The following is a 17,932-nucleotide window of genomic DNA, read 5'->3' on the forward strand; positions in this document are numbered from 1 at the left end:
ACTTTGCGCCAAGTATATATGCAAACATTTGATTTTTTTAGCCCAATTGAAGAGTTACACGCTCCGCTTTATCAAGAAAAAGGAGTACGTGTATATATAAAACGTGATGACCTCATCCATCCCTATATTTCGGGCAACAAATGGCGTAAACTGAAATACCCACTACAATCGGCCCAGAGTAAGAATAAAACGCTATTGGTTACTTTCGGTGGTGCTTGGTCTAACCATTTATTGGCTACTGCCTGTGCGGGTGCAAAGTTCAACTTCCAGACCTATGGTTTCGTACGGGGCGAGGAAATAAACAACCCTGTTCTCGCTCTATGCAAAGTATTCGGCATGCAGCTTCATTTCGTGGACCGCGAAAGCTATAAAAACAAAAAAGTACTGTTTGACCAATATTTTAAGGACAGACCGGAAGCTTTTTTCATTGACGAGGGAGGCTATGGTTTAAAGGCGGCACAAGGCTGTGCAGAAATAATACAGGAGCTAACAGAGCCCTTCGACCATATTTTCTGCGCCTGTGGTACAGGCACTACTTTTGCCGGACTGATACAAGGCGCAGCAGCGCAATCGCTAAGCCCCGACATCAATATTCATGGTGTGCCGGTTTTAAAAGGCGGCGCATTCATTTGGGACGAAATCAGTGAACTCGGTGCTACACGCTCTCCATATACCCACCTTCATACGGATTATCATTTTGGTGGTTATGCCAAAACCAAACCCGAACTTATAAACTATGTAAAGAAATTTACCCGACGTACGGGCATATTGATTGAACCCACTTATACAGGAAAACTGTGCTATGCAGTTGAGGACTTGATAGCGCAGGATTATTTTACTAGTGGATCAAAGATCATAATCCTCCATACGGGTGGTTTGACCGGTTTTCTTGGGATGTTCGATAAATTTTAACTACGCAAACTCTACCTGTCCAAAATATTCCGGTAAATGAAAATTGGGCGTGGCGTGATTTATCTTATTCCATGAAATAAAATGAGGAGTCGGTAAAGCATCTCCACATTTATAGAAATTAACATCTGCTTTAATTCCGTCAAAACTTTTCAAACCTATATTCTCAAATACAGTAACAGGTATCAGCAACACAATAGCCCAAGTTTTTACTCCCTTGTTATTCACCACAGTAGTTAGTGTAGAGACCTGTTCAATTACAGCTGGTTCCAGCCTTACTCTGGTATCTTTATCAGAAGAACCAAAACCAATAAGTCCTGTCCCTAACACATTAAACTCAAAATTGTAGTACTGTTTCTTATTGTCAAAAGAAATAAAAAACTCCACACAGCTATCCTCCCAAACCGACTCATTGGGTCGAATGTACTGCGCTTTCACATACTCTTCTTCCACTGCATAATGCAATACAATATGGCTGCTAGTATGTGCAATTTGAAAGTTGACAAAAGGTTTATACGGAAACTCACCAGGCCAGTTAACATGCTCTATAGCATGCCATTTCTGTTCCTTTAATGCCTCCTTATAAGCGACATAATCTAAAGACAATTCTCCTTTTCCTATATGACCAACTTTCAAAATACCCATCTGTTTTTTTATTTATACAGGTTGTACACTTGATTCTAAAATTTCTACCAGCTCACTTTCATGTGCTTCCAATTCCTGTACTAGCTTGATCTGTGATTTAGTTCTTACCAAATTATGCTCCGGATACTGTATTTTATAGTAGGTATCGCCATCGATATAATCTGTCAAGAAACGTACTGCTTGCATAAATGGCAATAGAAAAACGCCATCTAACAAAGAGCTTAGTTCATTATCTGTCAAGAAGTCTTTCGCCTTACTCATATAACCTTTAGCGTATCCTTCAAAGAAAGGAATATTCAATACCACTTTACTTAAATCAGCTTCATCTTCTGCAGCAGAATTAATTATCGTTCTTATTGCATCACCAAAGTCATATGCTACATAGCCCGGCATCACCGTATCAAGGTCGATGACACACTGTACACGATCTTCACTATCCAACAATACGTTATTAAACTTCGTATCGTTGTGTGTAATACGTAGCGGTAACCTACCCTCTTTTGCCATCAATAAAACAGCACGCATCCGTTCTTCACGCTCAAAAACAAAATCAAGTATATCTTGAACCTCGGCTACCCGTTTCACCGGATCACGTTTAATAACCTCTTTTAAATTATTTATTCTAAAATCGATATTATGAAAGTTCGGCAATATCTCCACCAGTTTATTAGCGTTCAAGTCCGATAATAACATTTGAAACTCGCCAAATGCCTGTCCAGCCGAATATGCCTGATTGGCCGACTCCACGATATCGTAACTTTTCGTTCCTTCTAGCAAAATAAACATCCGCCAGTAGTCGCCGTTCTCATCCTGCCTGTATAAATCTCCGGTTTTAGTTGGTATCAATGTCAAGCTTGCTTTCTCAACATGCTCTACCCCTAAGTGGGCCAACTTACCTTTAATATGATCCAGCACAAGTTTTGTATTTTGCATAAGTCCGTCCACATTAACAAAAATGTGATGATTTATGCGCTGTAGTAAATAGCTTTTCCCGCCTACCTTATCTGTTTTTACACAATAAGTATCATTAATATGACCAGACCCAAAACGTTCTACACTTATTATACTTCCTTCGACATCAAAGTAGTTTGTCGATTCTATTAAACTCTCACTTCTATTATCACTCATTAGAAAAATTCATTATTACATAATTTGCGCCTAATAATTAGCCAATATCAATAAATATTCTGGAAAAGAAAAACATTAATTACAATCAAACGATTGCATATTTATCAAGGCCAAAACATCGTGTTGCTTTATAATTGTTGCAAATATTCATCTTTTTTCTGTTAATAATTACACCATAGCCAAAAGATTACAAAATAATTCGTATTTTAGCTAGCAAAAGACCTTACATGCTCGTCGAAATAATAATTATAGTTACTTTAATTATTCTTAATGGTATCCTATCTGCTTCCGAAATTTCAATTGTCTCCAGTAGGAAAGCGTGGCTGAAAGCTGCTGCTGACAAAGACAATGCTTCGGCAAAAACAGCACTTCATCTTAAACAGAACCCAAATGAGTTTCTTTCTACTGTACAAATAGGTATTACCTTAATCGGTATATTAACCGGTTTGTTTAGTGGAGGTACAATTTCCAGCTTCTTAGCGGCGCATCTGCAAAAAGTGAGCTTCCTTGCCCCTTACAGTCAGCAAATATCGGTTATTCTTGTTGTTCTCATCATTACGTACCTAACCTTGGTTATTGGCGAACTTGTTCCTAAAAGAATAGGTATGGCTATTCCCGAAAAATATGCTATGCTTATTGCTCGGCCGATGAAAACTCTCAGTGTCATTGTGCGTCCTTTCGTATGGCTTTTAAGCGTTTCCACTGAACTTATAGTCAAACTCCTAAATATTAAGGTGACTAAAAACATGGTTACAGAGGAGGAGATTAAAGCTCTTGTAGACGAAGGTGTTGACAGCGGTGTTATCGAAGGCTTTGAACACGACCTTATGGACAGGCTTTTCATTTTAGGTGACAAACGGGCAGTAAACCTCATGTTACACCATTCTAATATCAACTGCCTGGACCTTCAAAACAGCTTTGAAGAAAACAAAGATATTATCCGTCGGTCCAAGCACACTGAATTCCCGGTTATCGACGGAAGTTTTGACGAAGTGAAAGGAGTAGTACATGTCAAATCATTCTTGCAGCGCTACCTGGACGATAAACCTATCGACATAGTCAGCCTTATACAACCTATGCCCTATGTCAACGAAAACAGTTCGGCTTATGCAGTACTTGATGTCTTTAAAAATGCAAAAGCACAGTTGGCTGTTGTTGTCGACGAATACGGTATACCAAAAGGGATTGTTTCCTTAAAAGATATTGTGCGCACTGTTTTTGGTAATACAGATAGTGGTGAAGGACGCTCTGAAACAACTATACGTCAACGTGAAGACGGCTCACACATTGCTGATGGACGTGTACAACTGGATGATTTTTTAACCTACTTTAACCTTACCCTAAGCGAAGAAGAGGAAGAAGAAGAAGATATCGATCAGATTACGACATTGGGCGGCTTGATCTTTATCATGCTAGACCATGTCCCTACAGAAGGCGAATTTATTACTTTTAAAAACTTACGACTTGAAGTAATTGATATGGATGGCCATCGTATCGACAAAGTACTTATTACGGCTTTGCCTACTCTACAATTTGATATTCCCGAAAATGAAGACTAGCTAAGGTTTGTGGTAGAAGAACTTTGTTTAAAGTAAAATCAGTAAGGTATTGTTAACTCTTCCAGTTTTTCAATATTTCCTTTGAACATGTTCAGGTCGACATTGCCCTCTATCCCACTGACGGCTCCACGCTCTGAAAACTGCCAGAAGTTCCAGTGTTTTTTTGGTTCGTCTACCCAAAAATTATAATTGGCAATCCAGAGCACATAATTAGAAAACTCTTTTTGCAGAAAATCTGTAAAATAACTATCTCCAGAATATAAAATAGGTTGTATACCGTAATGTTTCTCTACTTCAAACAACCAGCGTTTTAGACCTATTTTCAGCGAATCCATCGATTGTCTTTTTGGCCGTTCTTCAATATCCAGCACTGGAGGTAAGTCTCCTCCGGATAGTTTTACATTATTAATAAAGTTTCGAGCTTGTTTTAATGAATTTTCATTCGGTCGAAAATAATGATAGGCCCCTCTTAGCTTGGTCCGTTTATGTGCTCCTTTCCAATTCTCTATAAAGCGCTTATCTAAGGCCTCCTCTCCCATTGTTGCTCTAATAAAGACAAAGTCTACAGGAACTATACCATGTATATTATGCAGCTCATTCCACTTAATTGGCCCTTGATACTGCGACACATCTATACCGTAAATATAACTATCGTGTTCTTGTATTAATTTTACATTTCGGATATAGTGTTCATTTTCGGTATGGTTGTCTATGGTTTCCTGCCCATAAAACCAATGCTTCAGCGTATACGACATTTCTGTCCTAAACAAAAGGCCTACAATTAAAAGTACTGCTACAAAAGGCAACAGAATACTCCAAAGTAAATATTTACGTTGCTCTATCTTTTTCGCCGGTACTTTCGGCTTCTTCGCTTTCACTCGTGTTGTTTTACCCATTCCGTCGTGAAATTAGTAGAATTATTTTTCATTGCCAACAAGAATTATTTAGCAACTACAGATTCCCATTCGTAGGCAACTCTTTATTTAAAAATATATTTTTATTGTTCAAAAAGCGGTCCTCCACTCTCTGAAAACAATTTTTTAAGTAAAAAAGTATGGCTGTAAAAAGATTAAATAATTTAATCTTTCTCATTATCAAACGATAAGGCATAACACATGAAATATGTTTTGGAAATCAGTTCAGAATTTCTACTTTTGTGGCGGAGAGCTGGCAGAGTGGTCGAATGCGGCGGTCTTGAAAACCGTTAACTGTAACAGGTTCGGGGGTTCGAATCCCTCGCTCTCCGCAGAGAAACCTTCATCGAAAGATGGAGGTTTTTTGCGTTTAAGAGGGATGAGAACCAGAAGGGATGGCCGGGGTTCGATCCGTAGGAGGTTCAGGACATGTGGTTGGGGGTTGTGAGCCTGAACCAATCCCTCGCTCTCCGCCAAACAAACACAAAGCCCGACGTTAGTCGGGTTTTGTCGTTTTATAGCTTTTTTACGAACGCAGTTTGATAAAAAAGATAAAAACGACAAAAGAAATGAGCAAGGCGAATGCTTTGGGTTTATTTGAAGCCACCCCTAATCAGGTATGACCGCAGGTAATCCCTCGCTCTCCGCCAAAGAAACCTTCATCGAAAGATGGAGGTTTTTTGCGTTTAAGAGGGATGAGAACCAGAAGGGATGGCCGGGGTTCGATCCGTAGGAGGTTCAGGACATGTGGTTGGGGGATCGAAATGGTCAATCTTATAAGTTTCGATATATCAAATATAGATAAAAGGTAATAGAACAATAAGCGTGTTGTTTAGTCATCATCACGCTTATTGCTCAACTGTTTATTTCACTGATTAATCTAGTTTGCAAAACCAGTTTCTTCATAAAAATTATTTATCAGTTCATTAGCAGCATCTATACAAAGATTGCAATTATCTGATATGGTATGTAGATCACTCCAATTTATATCTAATTTTGTATTAAGTTTAATGTCAAACGAAATCTCTATTAATAATTTCCATATACGGCGATTCTCTATTGTCTCATTTGGAAATATCTCAGCAGGAAACTTCCAAATTCCCGCACAAATATTAAATACATTTTTCAAAGAAAGCCTTTGTGGTTTATAGTCATAAAAGAACTCTAATAATCCAATAAAAACCTGTTCTAATGCCAGTCCATACACTACAGTTTTTGAAGCGTAATTATCTACCGCTCCAAAAGTATTAGCACCATTAAGATAGCTATTGACCCGTTCCATCCGTTCATCCCATGCGAGCTTTAGTTTATTATGTTTTTTGTCTGATATCGAATTAACATCTTCGTTCTTGAATGACCATACAATATTATTCCCTATTTGAAACACTAGATTTCCTTGCTCCAAGACTTTTCTAAAAAAGCGATGTCCTCTTTTTAGATGAATATTAACTTCTTTGATGCTATGTCCTAGTAATTGTACTGAATAGTCAGAATTCCCATTAAGAGTGCTTTGAAGCATAAACGACTCCTCACTAATATTTGACTCAGAGACCAATAATAGTATGTATTCAATAAAAGAATTATTCTGCTTTTCTTCTTCAAAGCCCTCTCGGCTTGTCTGTCTACTTCTAGAAGAAACGAGATAGGCTTGTTTGATATCCAAGGAAGTTGTAATTTTTACGAGTATTTCTGTTAAAAAAGGATGATTCGGGTAATCCTTGAGCTTTACTTCGGCTACTTCAGAAGAAAGAGTTGATTCTAAATTTTTAGTAAAATTCTCTTTATCTAAAATTTTTAAATACTGACAAAAAAGCTGATCAGTCACGCTAATGAGGTTATTCATTTTGCTTTCAAGTAGATTAATATCCGTTTCTAGAACCTGAAACTTATCTTCATAACGAACGGCGCAATATACCTCATTTAAGAGTGTTAGTAATTGATTGTCTTCTTTATTATTTTCACAAAACAAACTATTTAATGAGGTCGTCACCTTCCTTAAAGCTCTATGGTGGACTCTAATATTGTGACTTGGCTTTTCCTTTCCTAAAAACAGAATTTCCATACAACGAAAACGAAGCTCGAAGACTTGATGCATCATAAATGCTGCTAATGCGAAACTCTTTTTTTCTTTGTAAAAATAGAAGCCCTCTTTAAATTCATTAATCTTTAAATTCTCTCTATCAAAGATTCTTTGCAATGTTTTCTTATCTTGCTTTGGTGAAAAATTTTGGGGATATAGTTGATAAGAACAACTAGGGTTTTTAAATAGAAGCCTGCTAGGGTGACAAGCATCAAAGAAGAAAATATCACCTTGAGATAATTTTTCTTTTACTGTTGTCGAAATAAAAGTTACATGATTGAAATTTACATAATCAACCATATCGATCTCAATTTGCGAATTAACTTTTTGCAAATTTGCTGACTCCTTATTAGCGAGAAGTATAACGATTTCAAAATGCACTACACCTTCATCCTGAAAGTTATCTCTCTCTCGGATAAACAGATAGTCAATTCTGTATTTTGAGATTAATCTCAACACAAGTTGATCTATCTTGCTTTGTTCTTCGGTGCAAATTAATGTTTCCATAGCTGCTTTAATAATTAACAGGTTTAAATTCTAAAAGATCAGCTATCTCAATTACACAGCAAAGAAAGTCTTGAATATCTTTATGTTCATCCTGATTATGCCAATTATTATCTAAAATAGCTAATCTCCATTCCTCAATATCTTTCCGTCGATGGGCTAAATTTCTTTTTTCGAACTCTTCCTGCAGATATTTCAGCGGATTAATTAGTGCTTGTTTAGGAAGATGCTTTATCTGATTTCTATTCTTTTTCGGGATTTCCCATTTTTCGAAGCCTACATATCCAGGTTCTATTATGTAGTAGTCCCATAAGACTTCCATAACAAATTGCAATTCTTCCAGATAATATAATACATTTGCAGGATTACCATTACTCTTCCAGAAAAAATGAGAACATGATGTACTCTTTAAAAATTCTATAATAGAAAGAAATTGGGTTTTATCGAAAGCTTCAAAAATATTCTCCACACTGTCGTAATAATTGAACTGAGTGATGTTATGATTCAATGCGAACTTCGTAAACCCTTCTAACTTCACCGTATCATTTTTTGATATTTTTCTCCCCTTTTCAGCTTGATAGATTTCATAAAGAGATATAATTAATTCATTAATTTCCTGAAAGCTAGAATAGGTAGACTCCTTTAATAAATCTTCAAAATCTAAACTTGTTGGCATTAAACCATGATAAAAAGTGTTATACAATTCAAAAGGTAAATCAAATCTATTATATTGTAAATAAGAATTGTTGAGGGTTTCGTAGGCCTTTATCAAGCTCCTCGCATGTTCATTGGTATCACATTCTTGTCCAGGCTTATAACCTATTTTCACAGCTTTACCTATTGTTAGATAGGATGGACATATTCTGGAGATTATCCATCCAGTATCTAGGAGGCGTGCTAATTTTAGAAAATTCTCGTACAGAACTCTAGGAGATTCATGAGTCATCCAATAGTTCGGTCTAAAAGCCATAGTCCAAAAATCCCAACACTCATCTATAGTTGTTTCTGGATTTGGCTGGCTTTCAAAAATACTTTGCAAAAAGCCGAATGGGTCTTTAATTTCTTCTATCCTTAAAAAACAGGGGGTGTAATCTGTAAAAGTTGCTCTAAACATGGCGTTATAATTTTTAGTTTACCCAAAGAACCTAACAATCATTCATGTACCGAACCACAATAATTTGTAACGCACCAATCCCACTAGTAAAAAACAAAAGCAAATTTGTAAATTACCAAGGCTTAAGATTCTCGATAAACAAATGACAGAATATTATTAACTTTGAAGTATGAGTAAGGAAAACAAGATCGGATCAAAAATTAGCCGCTTACGCGAATTACGCGGCATGAAACAAGAAGCATTGGCAACTGCATTAGGTGTAAGTCAGCAGACAGTATCCAATATAGAGCGCAGTGCTGAGGTAGAAGAAGACTTGTTGGCTCAGGTATCTCAGGTACTAGGTCTTACTCCAGATGCCTTACGTAATTTTGATGAAGATGCCGTGTTTAATATTATTAATAATACATTTCAAGACAGTAGCTCTAATAACAACAACTACCTCTGCACAATCAATCCTGTAGAAAAGATAATTGAGCTCTACGAGCGCCTTCTCGAAGCCGAAAAATCAAAAGTAGAATTATTAGAAAGGTTATTAAAAGAAAGATAGCTTTCTGCTTATTACCGATAAAATTGTTACTGATTCAAAACTAGATAAAGAAAAGTTTAAAATATTCAACACCCTTAAGTGACCATTTTTGAAATAGTAGCTCTTTTGCTCCCTCTGGTATCCTTTGCTTTTGCTTCTTTTTCTTACCTTTGCAAAAAAAATATTATGTTTTTCTATTTAAAAATTAGCTAAATAAACTCACTGGCTCTTGTCTCACGATAAGAGATATACCTGTTATTGGAAACCATTGTCTGGTTTCTAGAAGAGTTTTATTATCTAATATTTTTAAAATGAAAAATCAAAAAAAGTCATTCATTTGGCTTATTATATTTCTTGTTGGGTTTCCGCAAATCAGTGAAACCATATACACCCCCTCGCTTTCCGAACTTGCGTCATATTATCAAGTCACGGGCAATCAGATTCAGCAAACCTTAAGTATCTATTTTGTTGGCTTCGCAATTGGTGTCTTCCTATGGGGGATACTCTCTGATTTCATCGGACGTAAAATATCTATGCTGATCGGGATTGTAGTATACATCGTTGGTTCATTTCTATGCCTACATGCAGTCGATTTCCAGGCCTTGCTCTTAGCACGGCTTATCCAAGCTTTAGGTGCTGCCGTAGGATCTAATGTCAGCCAGACCATCCTTCGTGACACCTATAGTGACAAAGAGCGTATTTCGGTTTTTAGTAAAATATCGGCTGTACTCGCTTTCTCTCCTGCGATCGGTCCGCTACTCGGTAGCGTAGTTGCTTCCATATGGGACATCTCTATGTTATTCAAGCTCTTAATTCTAATAGGAAGTATAGCCCTACTTTGGTCAATCAGCAGCTTAGAAGAAACCTTGGACTTTCGAGCGAAGCCACATTACAACTTAAAAAATATTGCTGGCAACATACTTGCTGACCGGACTTTTTGGGTATTGGGTGGACTTATCGGAACAATAAATGGTATTATCTTCAGTTACTATGGAGAAGCGCCATTTATTTTTATAGAGCAGCTGGACTTCTCCCTTATTGAATATGGAAGTATAGGCTTTTTGGTAGCACTGGCTAGCTTCTGTGGGGCTAGGTTCTGTAGGACCATCAGTACAAAACACGCCAATCAATACGTTCTTAATATAGGAAATTTCGTCTTTTTATTGGGGATCTGCATCTATTTGTTAGATGTCTTTTTTCTCTCGGAATGGCCATTGGCATTCATCATGATCTTACTATTATCGATTTTTGTGATGATGTTTGGTATTACCTGCATGCTTCCTATTTGCCTAAGCAATGCTTTGATGCATCATAAGGCTTATCTAGGTATAGCGGGCGCTGTTTTAGGTCTTTATTACTACGCTATAGTAGGTGGCATTACCTGGTTAACAAGTTATTTCCACAGCTCATCATTCCTGACCTTCCCGTTACTGCTTTTGTTCTGGTTTGTGATCAATAGTGGGCTAATAGCATTGAACAGAAAATAAAAACCATTATGATCAGCATAGAGTCGTTCTCTCGAAAAGAATGACTCTATGCTGTTTATTCATCTATGCTATTTTGCGTATCGCTTTAGCATTTCGGTGTTGGTTAACTCCTCAAAATCCTTGATTACTATACGTTGCTCCATTTTATCACTTGCTATTTTATGTTCAGGTTTTTCAAACCTACATTAATTCCCCTTTACCCCCATATAATTTCTTCGAAATAGTAAAAGTGTACACTGTAGTGAACATCTGGATGTTTAAGGAACAATTAGAGTTGCATATGCAGAATCGGATAGGCTTTGCCCTGTCCATCTCGTTCGGATCTCCCAACCGTATGGAACCCGACATGTTCGTAAAAACCTACGGCTTGCCCATTCTGCTCATTAACATCCACTTTTACTACATCTAGCTTGGCTATACCATACGCTATCAACTTCCGGCCTATTCCCTTGCCCCGGGAGTCATCATGGATAAACAACATCTCCAAGCAACCATCTGCTACTCCCATGAATCCCTGCAAGCCCGCTTCGTCCTCAACACCGTACAATGTCACATAACCGAAATAAACTGGTAATTGTTCTTTATAAAATACAAAATCTTCTTCTTTCAGAAAATCATGGGTATGCTGCACTGCACTAATCCATATTTCTATCAACCGTGGGTAATCCGCCTTTTCTATTTTTCTAATCATAACTATTCATTAAGAGCTACAAAAGTCGCTACTTCATCACTATAAACACTGAACCTGGGTTAAAAAATTCGTTTACGTATTCTGCTTAATGCCTGTGGTGTAATTCCTAAATAGGAGGCAATGTCTTTTAAAGGAATGCTATTGAAAACAGGCCCATACTCTTCCATCATATAGAGATAATACTGCTCTGGCGAATATTTAATTAAGTCAATATTTCTCTTTAACAATCGACTTAGTAGCCTCGCAGTTAAATCGCCAAATGTTATTTTCAAAGGAGGAATAGCTGCATATAGATCATTAACTTTTTCCGTATTGATTCGATAAATAACACTATCAACCAAAAGCTGCACATTGAATTCCGATTTTTCCTGTAGTGTAAAGGATATATTAGACATAGAGAATGTACCTGCTTTACAGAACCAGAATGTCTGTTCTTCTCCTTCATGATTTAACGTCCAACATCGCGCAATACCGTCAGCAATAAAATAACTATAACGCTCCACCTCACCTTCCTGAATAAGGAAGGTATTCCTCTTAAGGGACATTTTTTCAAAAAAAGAGTCAAACAAACGGGATTGCTCAGGATTGATAGTACCGAGCCCCATATGAAACTCTTCAAATAGTTTTTCTAGAAGCATACCAAACTATATCTAAAAACAAAACTAATGACAAATCGATCTAATCCCTAAAAAAATAGTCCCTTAATCCAACATCTTTAAACCAAAAAGACAGTAAATAGCAAAAAAAACCGATATTGTCTCAAAAAAAGAAATGGAAGCAATTTTCACGAAAGTCTCTAGCGATTGGAAAAGAAAACCGTATTTCGATTATTTCTACTATACAATCAAGACGAAATATAATATAACCCACCACCTGGACATTACTACCTTTCTTTCTGAAATCAAGCGTAATGGTTTCAAGTTTTACCCTTCATTTTTATTTGTCATCATGAAGGCTATCAACCAAAATGAGGCATTTAGGATGAGTTTTAATGAAGAGGGAGATCTGGGAATCTGGAACTATGTAAATCCATCTTATACCATCTTTCACGACGATGACAAGACATTCTCAGATGTATGGAGTTATTACAAGTCTAACTTCCGTGAATTTTATCAGGAGGTAACAAGTGATATCGAAAAATACAAAAACGTCAAAAAGATTAAGGCGAGAGAAGGTAGACCTGCGAATTTCTGTCCGCTATCCGTACTTCCCTGGTTGAGTTTTGAAAGCTTCAGTCAGGATACCTATCAGGAGAGCAACCTCCTCTTCCCTATCATACGTTTTGGAAAGTATTATGAGCGGGATGGCAGACACTTTATCCCTGTTTCCGTATTCGTCAACCATGCTGTAGCCGACGGCTACCACACCTCAAAGTTGATAAACGACATCGAAGAACTGGGTAATACTATCAACAGGTGGATCTAGGCACCACAGAAGAAAGCAAACATTCTAGATAATAATTATATATTTAGCACTGTATTAAAAAAGTAAGATGTATAAAAAGTATGAATGATAAACAAAATAAAAACGCTATGAAAGAGCTTGCTTCGCAGCTCCGTTGTCCTTCTGGACATCAGGCAGAAGCGATTGCAGACAACATGTCTGTCTCTAACCATACGATGATAGAAGAAACTATTCAAGCTTTAACCTTAGAAGATAAAAGTATCGTGTTAGAAATAGGCTTTGGCAATGGTCAACATATTTCTCAAATCTTAGATGTGTCTTCTTCTATAAAATACCATGGCGTCGAAATATCCGAAGCCATGTTAAATCTTGCTATCAGTAATAACCAAGCAGCAGTTAATACTCATCAGGCTTTTTTCAAAAAGGTAGAAGGCAATGGTCTCCTTCCTTTCTCCGACAATCATTTTACGCATATTTTCTCTGTAAACACCTTGTATTTCTGGCCTGACATTGAATTTTCACTGCGAGAAATACACCGTACATTACAAGAAGAAGGCCAGTTGGTACTCACTTTCGTAGAAAAGGAATTTGGGACCAAACTACCTTTCACACAACATGGCTTTTCACTATATACAGATGATGAACTAGCGGAGCACCTACACGAGATAGGTTTTGAAGGTATACAATCGATGACTTATACCGATGATACAATCAGTAAAGATGGTACACCCGTAAAACGCACTTTTTTAATTGTACATGCGGTAAAAGGTTAAAAAACTTTGGTAAGCATCTAATGCTGAAATAACTAAACATTAATCGACAGCCGATTTCTAGAAAAACAAAAAGATATTCCTTTTTTGAGAGGTATAGCATAGTCATACCCATATCTGCAGTAAAAAAAAGTAATATTCCACCCTAATTGGGCTAATAGAAACTAATAAAGGCCGTCCTCTCAGAGAGAATTAAATACAGAATATAATTCTTGTCATATGGCAAGGATTATAAATTCTCAAGCTCCTATCTTTACACTCATTTCAAACTCATAAAAGACATGGTTGACTCGTCAGGTAATAAACAACATATGGATCAAAAATTTGAAGCAGGAATCAATTTTGCTATTAAAATTCCTAAAAGCAACTATGAGAAAACTGTAGCTTTTTACAGAGATATCCTGAAGTTTGATGTTTCAGAAAAATCAATAAACAATCCTACTGTCTCCAGAACTCATAAAGTAAAGTTTGGAAATAATATTATTTGGTTAGACTGTGTTGATAACTATACACATGCTGAAATCTGGTTACAACTGACAGTGCCTAATGTATCAGAAGCAACAGATTATTTACTGTCGCATGGCATAAAAAACTGTGACGAATTGGAAGTCATACCAGACAATATGCACTGGATACAAGATCCAGCAGGTATAGTTTTTAATTTACAAAGTATCGAAAGAAAATAAAATCAATATAGACCTCGAAGATGATGAGCAGATCCTACGCATTGAAGCTCATGACATGCATATAGAGACTAAGCAAATCGTCAAATTAATGCGAAATTTAGGCTATCAATGCACACGTTTCCACTAATTAATTCTAATAGCTTCTCATCATTATACGGCCTTAATAATTAGCGTTACTATTATTTCTAAATAATAACAACTCTTGACTCCCTCACCGTTTCAGCGTACTTTCTTTACGATAGATGCAAAGTAAATTACATTTATTTTCTAAAATAATTTCGAATTTTAAATAACATATCGTAATATTGCGATGTTTAAATATAAATAACAAGGACGTGGGCGTAAGTAAAACAAATCATTTCACCGATCAACAAAATAGAATTGCAACACTGGCAAAAGCCTTGGGCCACCCTGCTCGCGTAGCTATAATTGAGTATTTGTTAAAAGTAAAAACTTGTATTTGCAACGATATTGTCGACGAATTACCTTTAGCACAGTCCACCATATCACAACACTTAAAAGAATTAAAAAATGCTGGAATTATCAAAGGCAGTATTGAAGGTAAAACAATCTGTTATTGCTTAGACGAAACAACATTTGCCGTATTAAAGCAGTATTTTAAAAATATTATAATTTCGGTTAATGATCAGAAATGCTGTTAATGACATAGAAACTCGTATAGAGTTTTTTTTGCACCTATACATCGTAATATTACGATGTATGAATTGATCTAGAATCAAAAACACATCAAATTTTGTAGCTCAACATACAACTATCGAGTATCTACAAATTACATTAATAAAAATAATAAACGAATAATAAAAAAGGTATGACACTATCAGAAATCAAACAAATCCTCCCCACCTTATCTAATGTAGAGTTTCAATTAGAAAACGGAACATTTGTTCCCGAACATTTTCATGTGACCGAAGTCGGGCAGATCAATAAACATTTTATTGACTGTGGCGGAGTAACCAGAACAGAACATACTGTTAACTTCCAATTGTGGAGTGCTGATGATTACGAACACCGTTTAAAACCCGGCAAGCTATTGCACATTATCGAACTGTCAGAAACAAAGTTAAACATTGGCGATTACGAAATAGAAGTCGAATACCAAAGTGATACAATTGGAAAATACGGTCTGGAATTTAACGGTAAAACATTCCTCCTTACCAACAAAACAACTGCTTGTCTAGCAGAAGATGCCTGTGGCATCCCTAGCCAGGCAACGGTTACTAAACTCGATTCTACAAGTTGCTCACCAGGCTCTGGCTGTTGCTAATTATCCGACCATGTATTCAAAATTAATTGATACAATATCGATCATTCAAAAAATAAATATCAATCAAGGGCGTAGCTCCCTGCTACAACCCTTGATTGACTATGTTCAACAAAAAAAGACGTTAAATCAGGCTATACCTATCAATTTTATTTGCACACACAACTCTCGTCGTAGCCATTTATCTCAAATATGGGCACAAATAGCTGCTTCCTACTATCTTATCCCCAATGTTTATTGCTATTCTGGAGGTACCGAAGAAACTGCGCTTTTTCCTCAAGTGGTTCAAACTTTATGCGATGCAGGAATGAAAGTACATACTTTATCTCAAGGAGAAAATCCCATATATACCATAAGGTACGACGATACTTCACTTCCTATTATAGGGTTTTCCAAACGATATAATGATACTTACAACCCCCCATATAACTTTGCTGCAGTAATGACCTGTTCACAAGCCGATCAAGGCTGTCCTTATATTGCAGGTGCTGAAACACGTATTCCGATCACTTACGAAGATCCTAAAGTTTCAGATAACACAAACCAACAAATGATAACCTATAAAAAAAGAAGTCTAGAAATTGCTTCTGAAATGTTTTACGTCTTTTCAAAAATTAAATAATCACTTTATGCAGGTACAAATGAAATTCTTAGATCGCTATCTCACCCTTTGGATATTCTTAGCTATGGGGCTCGGGGTGCTGATTGGCAATATCTTTCCAGAAATTTCAAGCGTTATGGATAGAATGTCAATCGGAGCAACAAATATACCGCTAGCCATTGGACTTATCGTGATGATGTATCCACCCTTGGCCAAGGTAAACTACAACCTACTTCCTTTAGCTTTTAAAGATAAAAAAGTATTGAGTTTATCTCTTATACTCAATTGGCTTGTTGGGCCTATTCTGATGTTTATCTTAGCAATTACCTTTTTAAGAGATGAACCCGATTACATGGTCGGTGTTATACTCATTGGTCTAGCCCGATGCATTGCAATGGTGATCGTGTGGAACGATCTGGCCAAAGGTAATAGGGAATATGCAGCTTTGTTAATCGCTCTAAACAGTATTTTTCAAATATTATTTTATAGTTTATTTGTTTGGTTGTTTATCAATGTACTACCGGCCTACTTTGGTTTGGCGAGCTACAACATTTCTATAGAAATGAGCGCAGTTATTAAAAGCGTCTTAATATACTTAGGAATTCCATTTTTTGCGGGTTTTTTAAGCCATAAGTATCTTTCTAAAATCAAAGGCGAAAATTGGTACAACCGCAAATTTATACCTTTCATATCCCCCTTTACCCTATATGCCTTACTCTTCACAATTGTATTGATGTTCAGTTTAAAAGGCGAACAAATAATACAACTACCTGCACAGGTATTGAAAGTAGCTGTTCCTTTAGTTATTTACTTCGTACTCATGTTTTTCATTAGCTTCTTTCTCAATAAGTCGATGCACGTCGCCTATGATAAAAATGCTGCTATATCCTTTACAGCTACCGGGAATAACTTTGAACTTGCGATTGCTGTTGCAATAGCTGTTTTTGGTATACACTCCCCTCAAGCATTTGTAGGTGTAATAGGTCCGCTTGTTGAAGTTCCCGTTCTCATTGCCCTCGTTAGAGCAAGCTTGTGGCTAAAAAAGAAATATTACACTTAACAGCAAGCTTTACACATCAATCTGCCGTTATAAAGATAAATACGATATCTGCGAAAGTATCTATCTTTACAAAAGCAAATTCACATCCTTCGGAGCACTGCTTGCAATAATCATTTCTTGTCAGCATGCTCCAATAAAACCTTGCCCCAGTCGTTCAATTTCCATAGCACTTCTACCAATTGCTCGCCAAGTGGGGTAAGCGAATATTCCACCCTTGGAGGCAATTCATCAAATACTTCTTTAGTCAGAATCCCATCCCGCACTAATTCTTTGAGTTGCTCGTTCAATACTCTTCTGTCTACTTTTACAATTCCTCTTAACATTTCGCTTGGCCGTTTTTCTCCTTCATTAATGCGCCAAACAATGGGAACTTTCCATTTTCCACTAATAGCATTAACGGCAAATTCCAATGGGCAAATCTTAGCTTCTATTGCTCGTTCTTTTGTTTTCATAGCTGCTTAAAGTTATAGTAATAATTTTTAAGAAGTTTTCATTAAAAAATTCAGAACCATGTCTCTTTCTACAATTGCTCTCTACTGAATATAACTTTTATATGTGGTGTTGTCGTCCTT

The 17,932-nt window shown here is 36.6% G+C and carries 19 protein-coding genes and 1 tRNA gene; 12 read left to right on the forward strand and 8 right to left on the reverse strand.

Translation table 11 applies throughout. The features are described from left to right. Positions 1-18 precede the first annotated feature (18 nt). Positions 19-912: a 1-aminocyclopropane-1-carboxylate deaminase/D-cysteine desulfhydrase gene (locus ORI89_RS05580; protein ID WP_268229453.1), complete on the forward strand. Its 894-nt coding sequence runs from the start codon at positions 19-21 to the stop codon at positions 910-912. On the opposite strand, the gene ORI89_RS05585 is transcribed toward ORI89_RS05580, so the two are convergent. Continuing rightward, positions 913-1,554, reverse strand: a complete 642-nt coding sequence (locus ORI89_RS05585; RefSeq protein WP_268229454.1) for a carbohydrate-binding family 9-like protein — start codon at positions 1,552-1,554, stop codon at positions 913-915. A gap of 12 nt (positions 1,555-1,566) precedes the next feature. Then, positions 1,567-2,682 (reverse strand): phosphotransferase enzyme family protein, encoded by a 1,116-nt coding sequence (locus ORI89_RS05590; RefSeq protein ID WP_268229455.1) that lies wholly within the window; start codon positions 2,680-2,682, stop codon positions 1,567-1,569. A 227-nt stretch (positions 2,683-2,909) separates the two neighbouring features. Between ORI89_RS05590 and ORI89_RS05595 the strand changes: the two genes are divergently transcribed. Continuing rightward, positions 2,910-4,241 (forward strand): hemolysin family protein, encoded by a 1,332-nt coding sequence (locus ORI89_RS05595; RefSeq protein WP_268229456.1) that lies wholly within the window; start codon positions 2,910-2,912, stop codon positions 4,239-4,241. A 38-nt stretch (positions 4,242-4,279) separates the two neighbouring features. Here the strand turns inward: ORI89_RS05595 and ORI89_RS05600 are convergent, their stop codons facing one another. Beyond that, the gene (locus ORI89_RS05600; protein ID WP_268229457.1) at positions 4,280-5,137 is read right to left on the reverse strand and encodes a glycoside hydrolase family 25 protein; all 858 of its coding nucleotides are present in this window, start codon (positions 5,135-5,137) and stop codon (positions 4,280-4,282) included. Positions 5,138-5,402: 265 nt separating this feature from the next. On the opposite strand from ORI89_RS05600, the gene ORI89_RS05605 reads away from it, so the two are divergent. Beyond that, positions 5,403-5,487: transfer RNA gene (locus tag ORI89_RS05605), tRNA-Ser, on the forward strand. Positions 5,488-6,035: 548 nt separating this feature from the next. On the opposite strand, the gene ORI89_RS05610 is transcribed toward ORI89_RS05605, so the two are convergent. After that, positions 6,036-7,742, reverse strand: a complete 1,707-nt coding sequence (locus ORI89_RS05610) for a hypothetical protein (RefSeq protein ID WP_268229458.1) — start codon at positions 7,740-7,742, stop codon at positions 6,036-6,038. Positions 7,743-7,749: 7 nt separating this feature from the next. Then, complete coding sequence (locus ORI89_RS05615) at positions 7,750-8,853, reverse strand: hypothetical protein (RefSeq protein WP_268229459.1); 1,104 nt, start codon at positions 8,851-8,853, stop codon at positions 7,750-7,752. Between the two features lie 169 nt (positions 8,854-9,022). Here ORI89_RS05615 and ORI89_RS05620 point away from each other — a divergent pair, with 169 nt between their 5' ends. Both ORI89_RS05620 and ORI89_RS05625 read left to right on the forward strand, forming a co-directional pair. Beyond that, entirely contained in the window at positions 9,023-9,400 is a 378-nt protein-coding gene (locus ORI89_RS05620; protein WP_268229460.1) for a helix-turn-helix domain-containing protein, read from the forward strand. Between the two features lie 290 nt (positions 9,401-9,690). Then, the gene (locus ORI89_RS05625; RefSeq protein ID WP_268229461.1) at positions 9,691-10,866 is read left to right on the forward strand and encodes a multidrug effflux MFS transporter; all 1,176 of its coding nucleotides are present in this window, start codon (positions 9,691-9,693) and stop codon (positions 10,864-10,866) included. A 268-nt stretch (positions 10,867-11,134) separates the two neighbouring features. On the opposite strand, the gene ORI89_RS05630 is transcribed toward ORI89_RS05625, so the two are convergent. After that, complete coding sequence (locus ORI89_RS05630) at positions 11,135-11,557, reverse strand: GNAT family N-acetyltransferase (RefSeq protein WP_268229462.1); 423 nt, start codon at positions 11,555-11,557, stop codon at positions 11,135-11,137. 59 nt (positions 11,558-11,616) lie between these two features. Beyond that, positions 11,617-12,195, reverse strand: a complete 579-nt coding sequence (locus ORI89_RS05635) for a Crp/Fnr family transcriptional regulator (RefSeq protein WP_268229463.1) — start codon at positions 12,193-12,195, stop codon at positions 11,617-11,619. A 133-nt stretch (positions 12,196-12,328) separates the two neighbouring features. Here ORI89_RS05635 and ORI89_RS05640 point away from each other — a divergent pair, with 133 nt between their 5' ends. The 7 genes from ORI89_RS05640 (at position 12,329) to arsB (ending at position 17,360) form a co-directional block, all read left to right on the forward strand. After that, the gene (locus ORI89_RS05640; RefSeq protein WP_268229464.1) at positions 12,329-12,982 is read left to right on the forward strand and encodes a CatA-like O-acetyltransferase; all 654 of its coding nucleotides are present in this window, start codon (positions 12,329-12,331) and stop codon (positions 12,980-12,982) included. A gap of 80 nt (positions 12,983-13,062) precedes the next feature. Next, positions 13,063-13,734, forward strand: coding sequence for a class I SAM-dependent methyltransferase (locus tag ORI89_RS05645; RefSeq protein WP_268229465.1), 672 nt, complete (start codon positions 13,063-13,065; stop codon positions 13,732-13,734). Positions 13,735-14,042: 308 nt separating this feature from the next. Then, positions 14,043-14,417, forward strand: a complete 375-nt coding sequence (locus tag ORI89_RS05650) for a VOC family protein (protein ID WP_268229466.1) — start codon at positions 14,043-14,045, stop codon at positions 14,415-14,417. Between the two features lie 335 nt (positions 14,418-14,752). Beyond that, positions 14,753-15,079, forward strand: coding sequence for an ArsR/SmtB family transcription factor (locus ORI89_RS05655; protein ID WP_268229467.1), 327 nt, complete (start codon positions 14,753-14,755; stop codon positions 15,077-15,079). Positions 15,080-15,246: 167 nt separating this feature from the next. Beyond that, on the forward strand, positions 15,247-15,702 hold the full coding sequence (locus ORI89_RS05660; protein WP_268229468.1) for a DUF6428 family protein: 456 nt from the start codon (positions 15,247-15,249) through the stop codon (positions 15,700-15,702). Positions 15,703-15,712: 10 nt separating this feature from the next. Continuing rightward, positions 15,713-16,321 carry a protein-tyrosine-phosphatase gene (locus tag ORI89_RS05665; RefSeq protein ID WP_268229469.1) on the forward strand — a complete coding sequence of 203 codons (609 nt, stop codon included), beginning with the start codon at positions 15,713-15,715 and terminating at the stop codon, positions 16,319-16,321. A 7-nt stretch (positions 16,322-16,328) separates the two neighbouring features. After that, entirely contained in the window at positions 16,329-17,360 is a 1,032-nt protein-coding gene (gene arsB, locus ORI89_RS05670; protein ID WP_268229470.1) for an ACR3 family arsenite efflux transporter, read from the forward strand. A gap of 110 nt (positions 17,361-17,470) precedes the next feature. Here arsB and ORI89_RS05675 read toward each other — a convergent pair whose 3' ends face one another. After that, a complete protein-coding gene (locus tag ORI89_RS05675; RefSeq protein ID WP_268229471.1) occupies positions 17,471-17,812 on the reverse strand; it encodes a winged helix-turn-helix transcriptional regulator in 342 nt (113 codons plus the stop codon). Positions 17,813-17,932 lie beyond the last annotated feature (120 nt).

The organism is Sphingobacterium sp. UT-1RO-CII-1, from assembly GCF_026711005.1.
Taxonomy (GTDB): domain Bacteria; phylum Bacteroidota; class Bacteroidia; order Sphingobacteriales; family Sphingobacteriaceae; genus Sphingobacterium.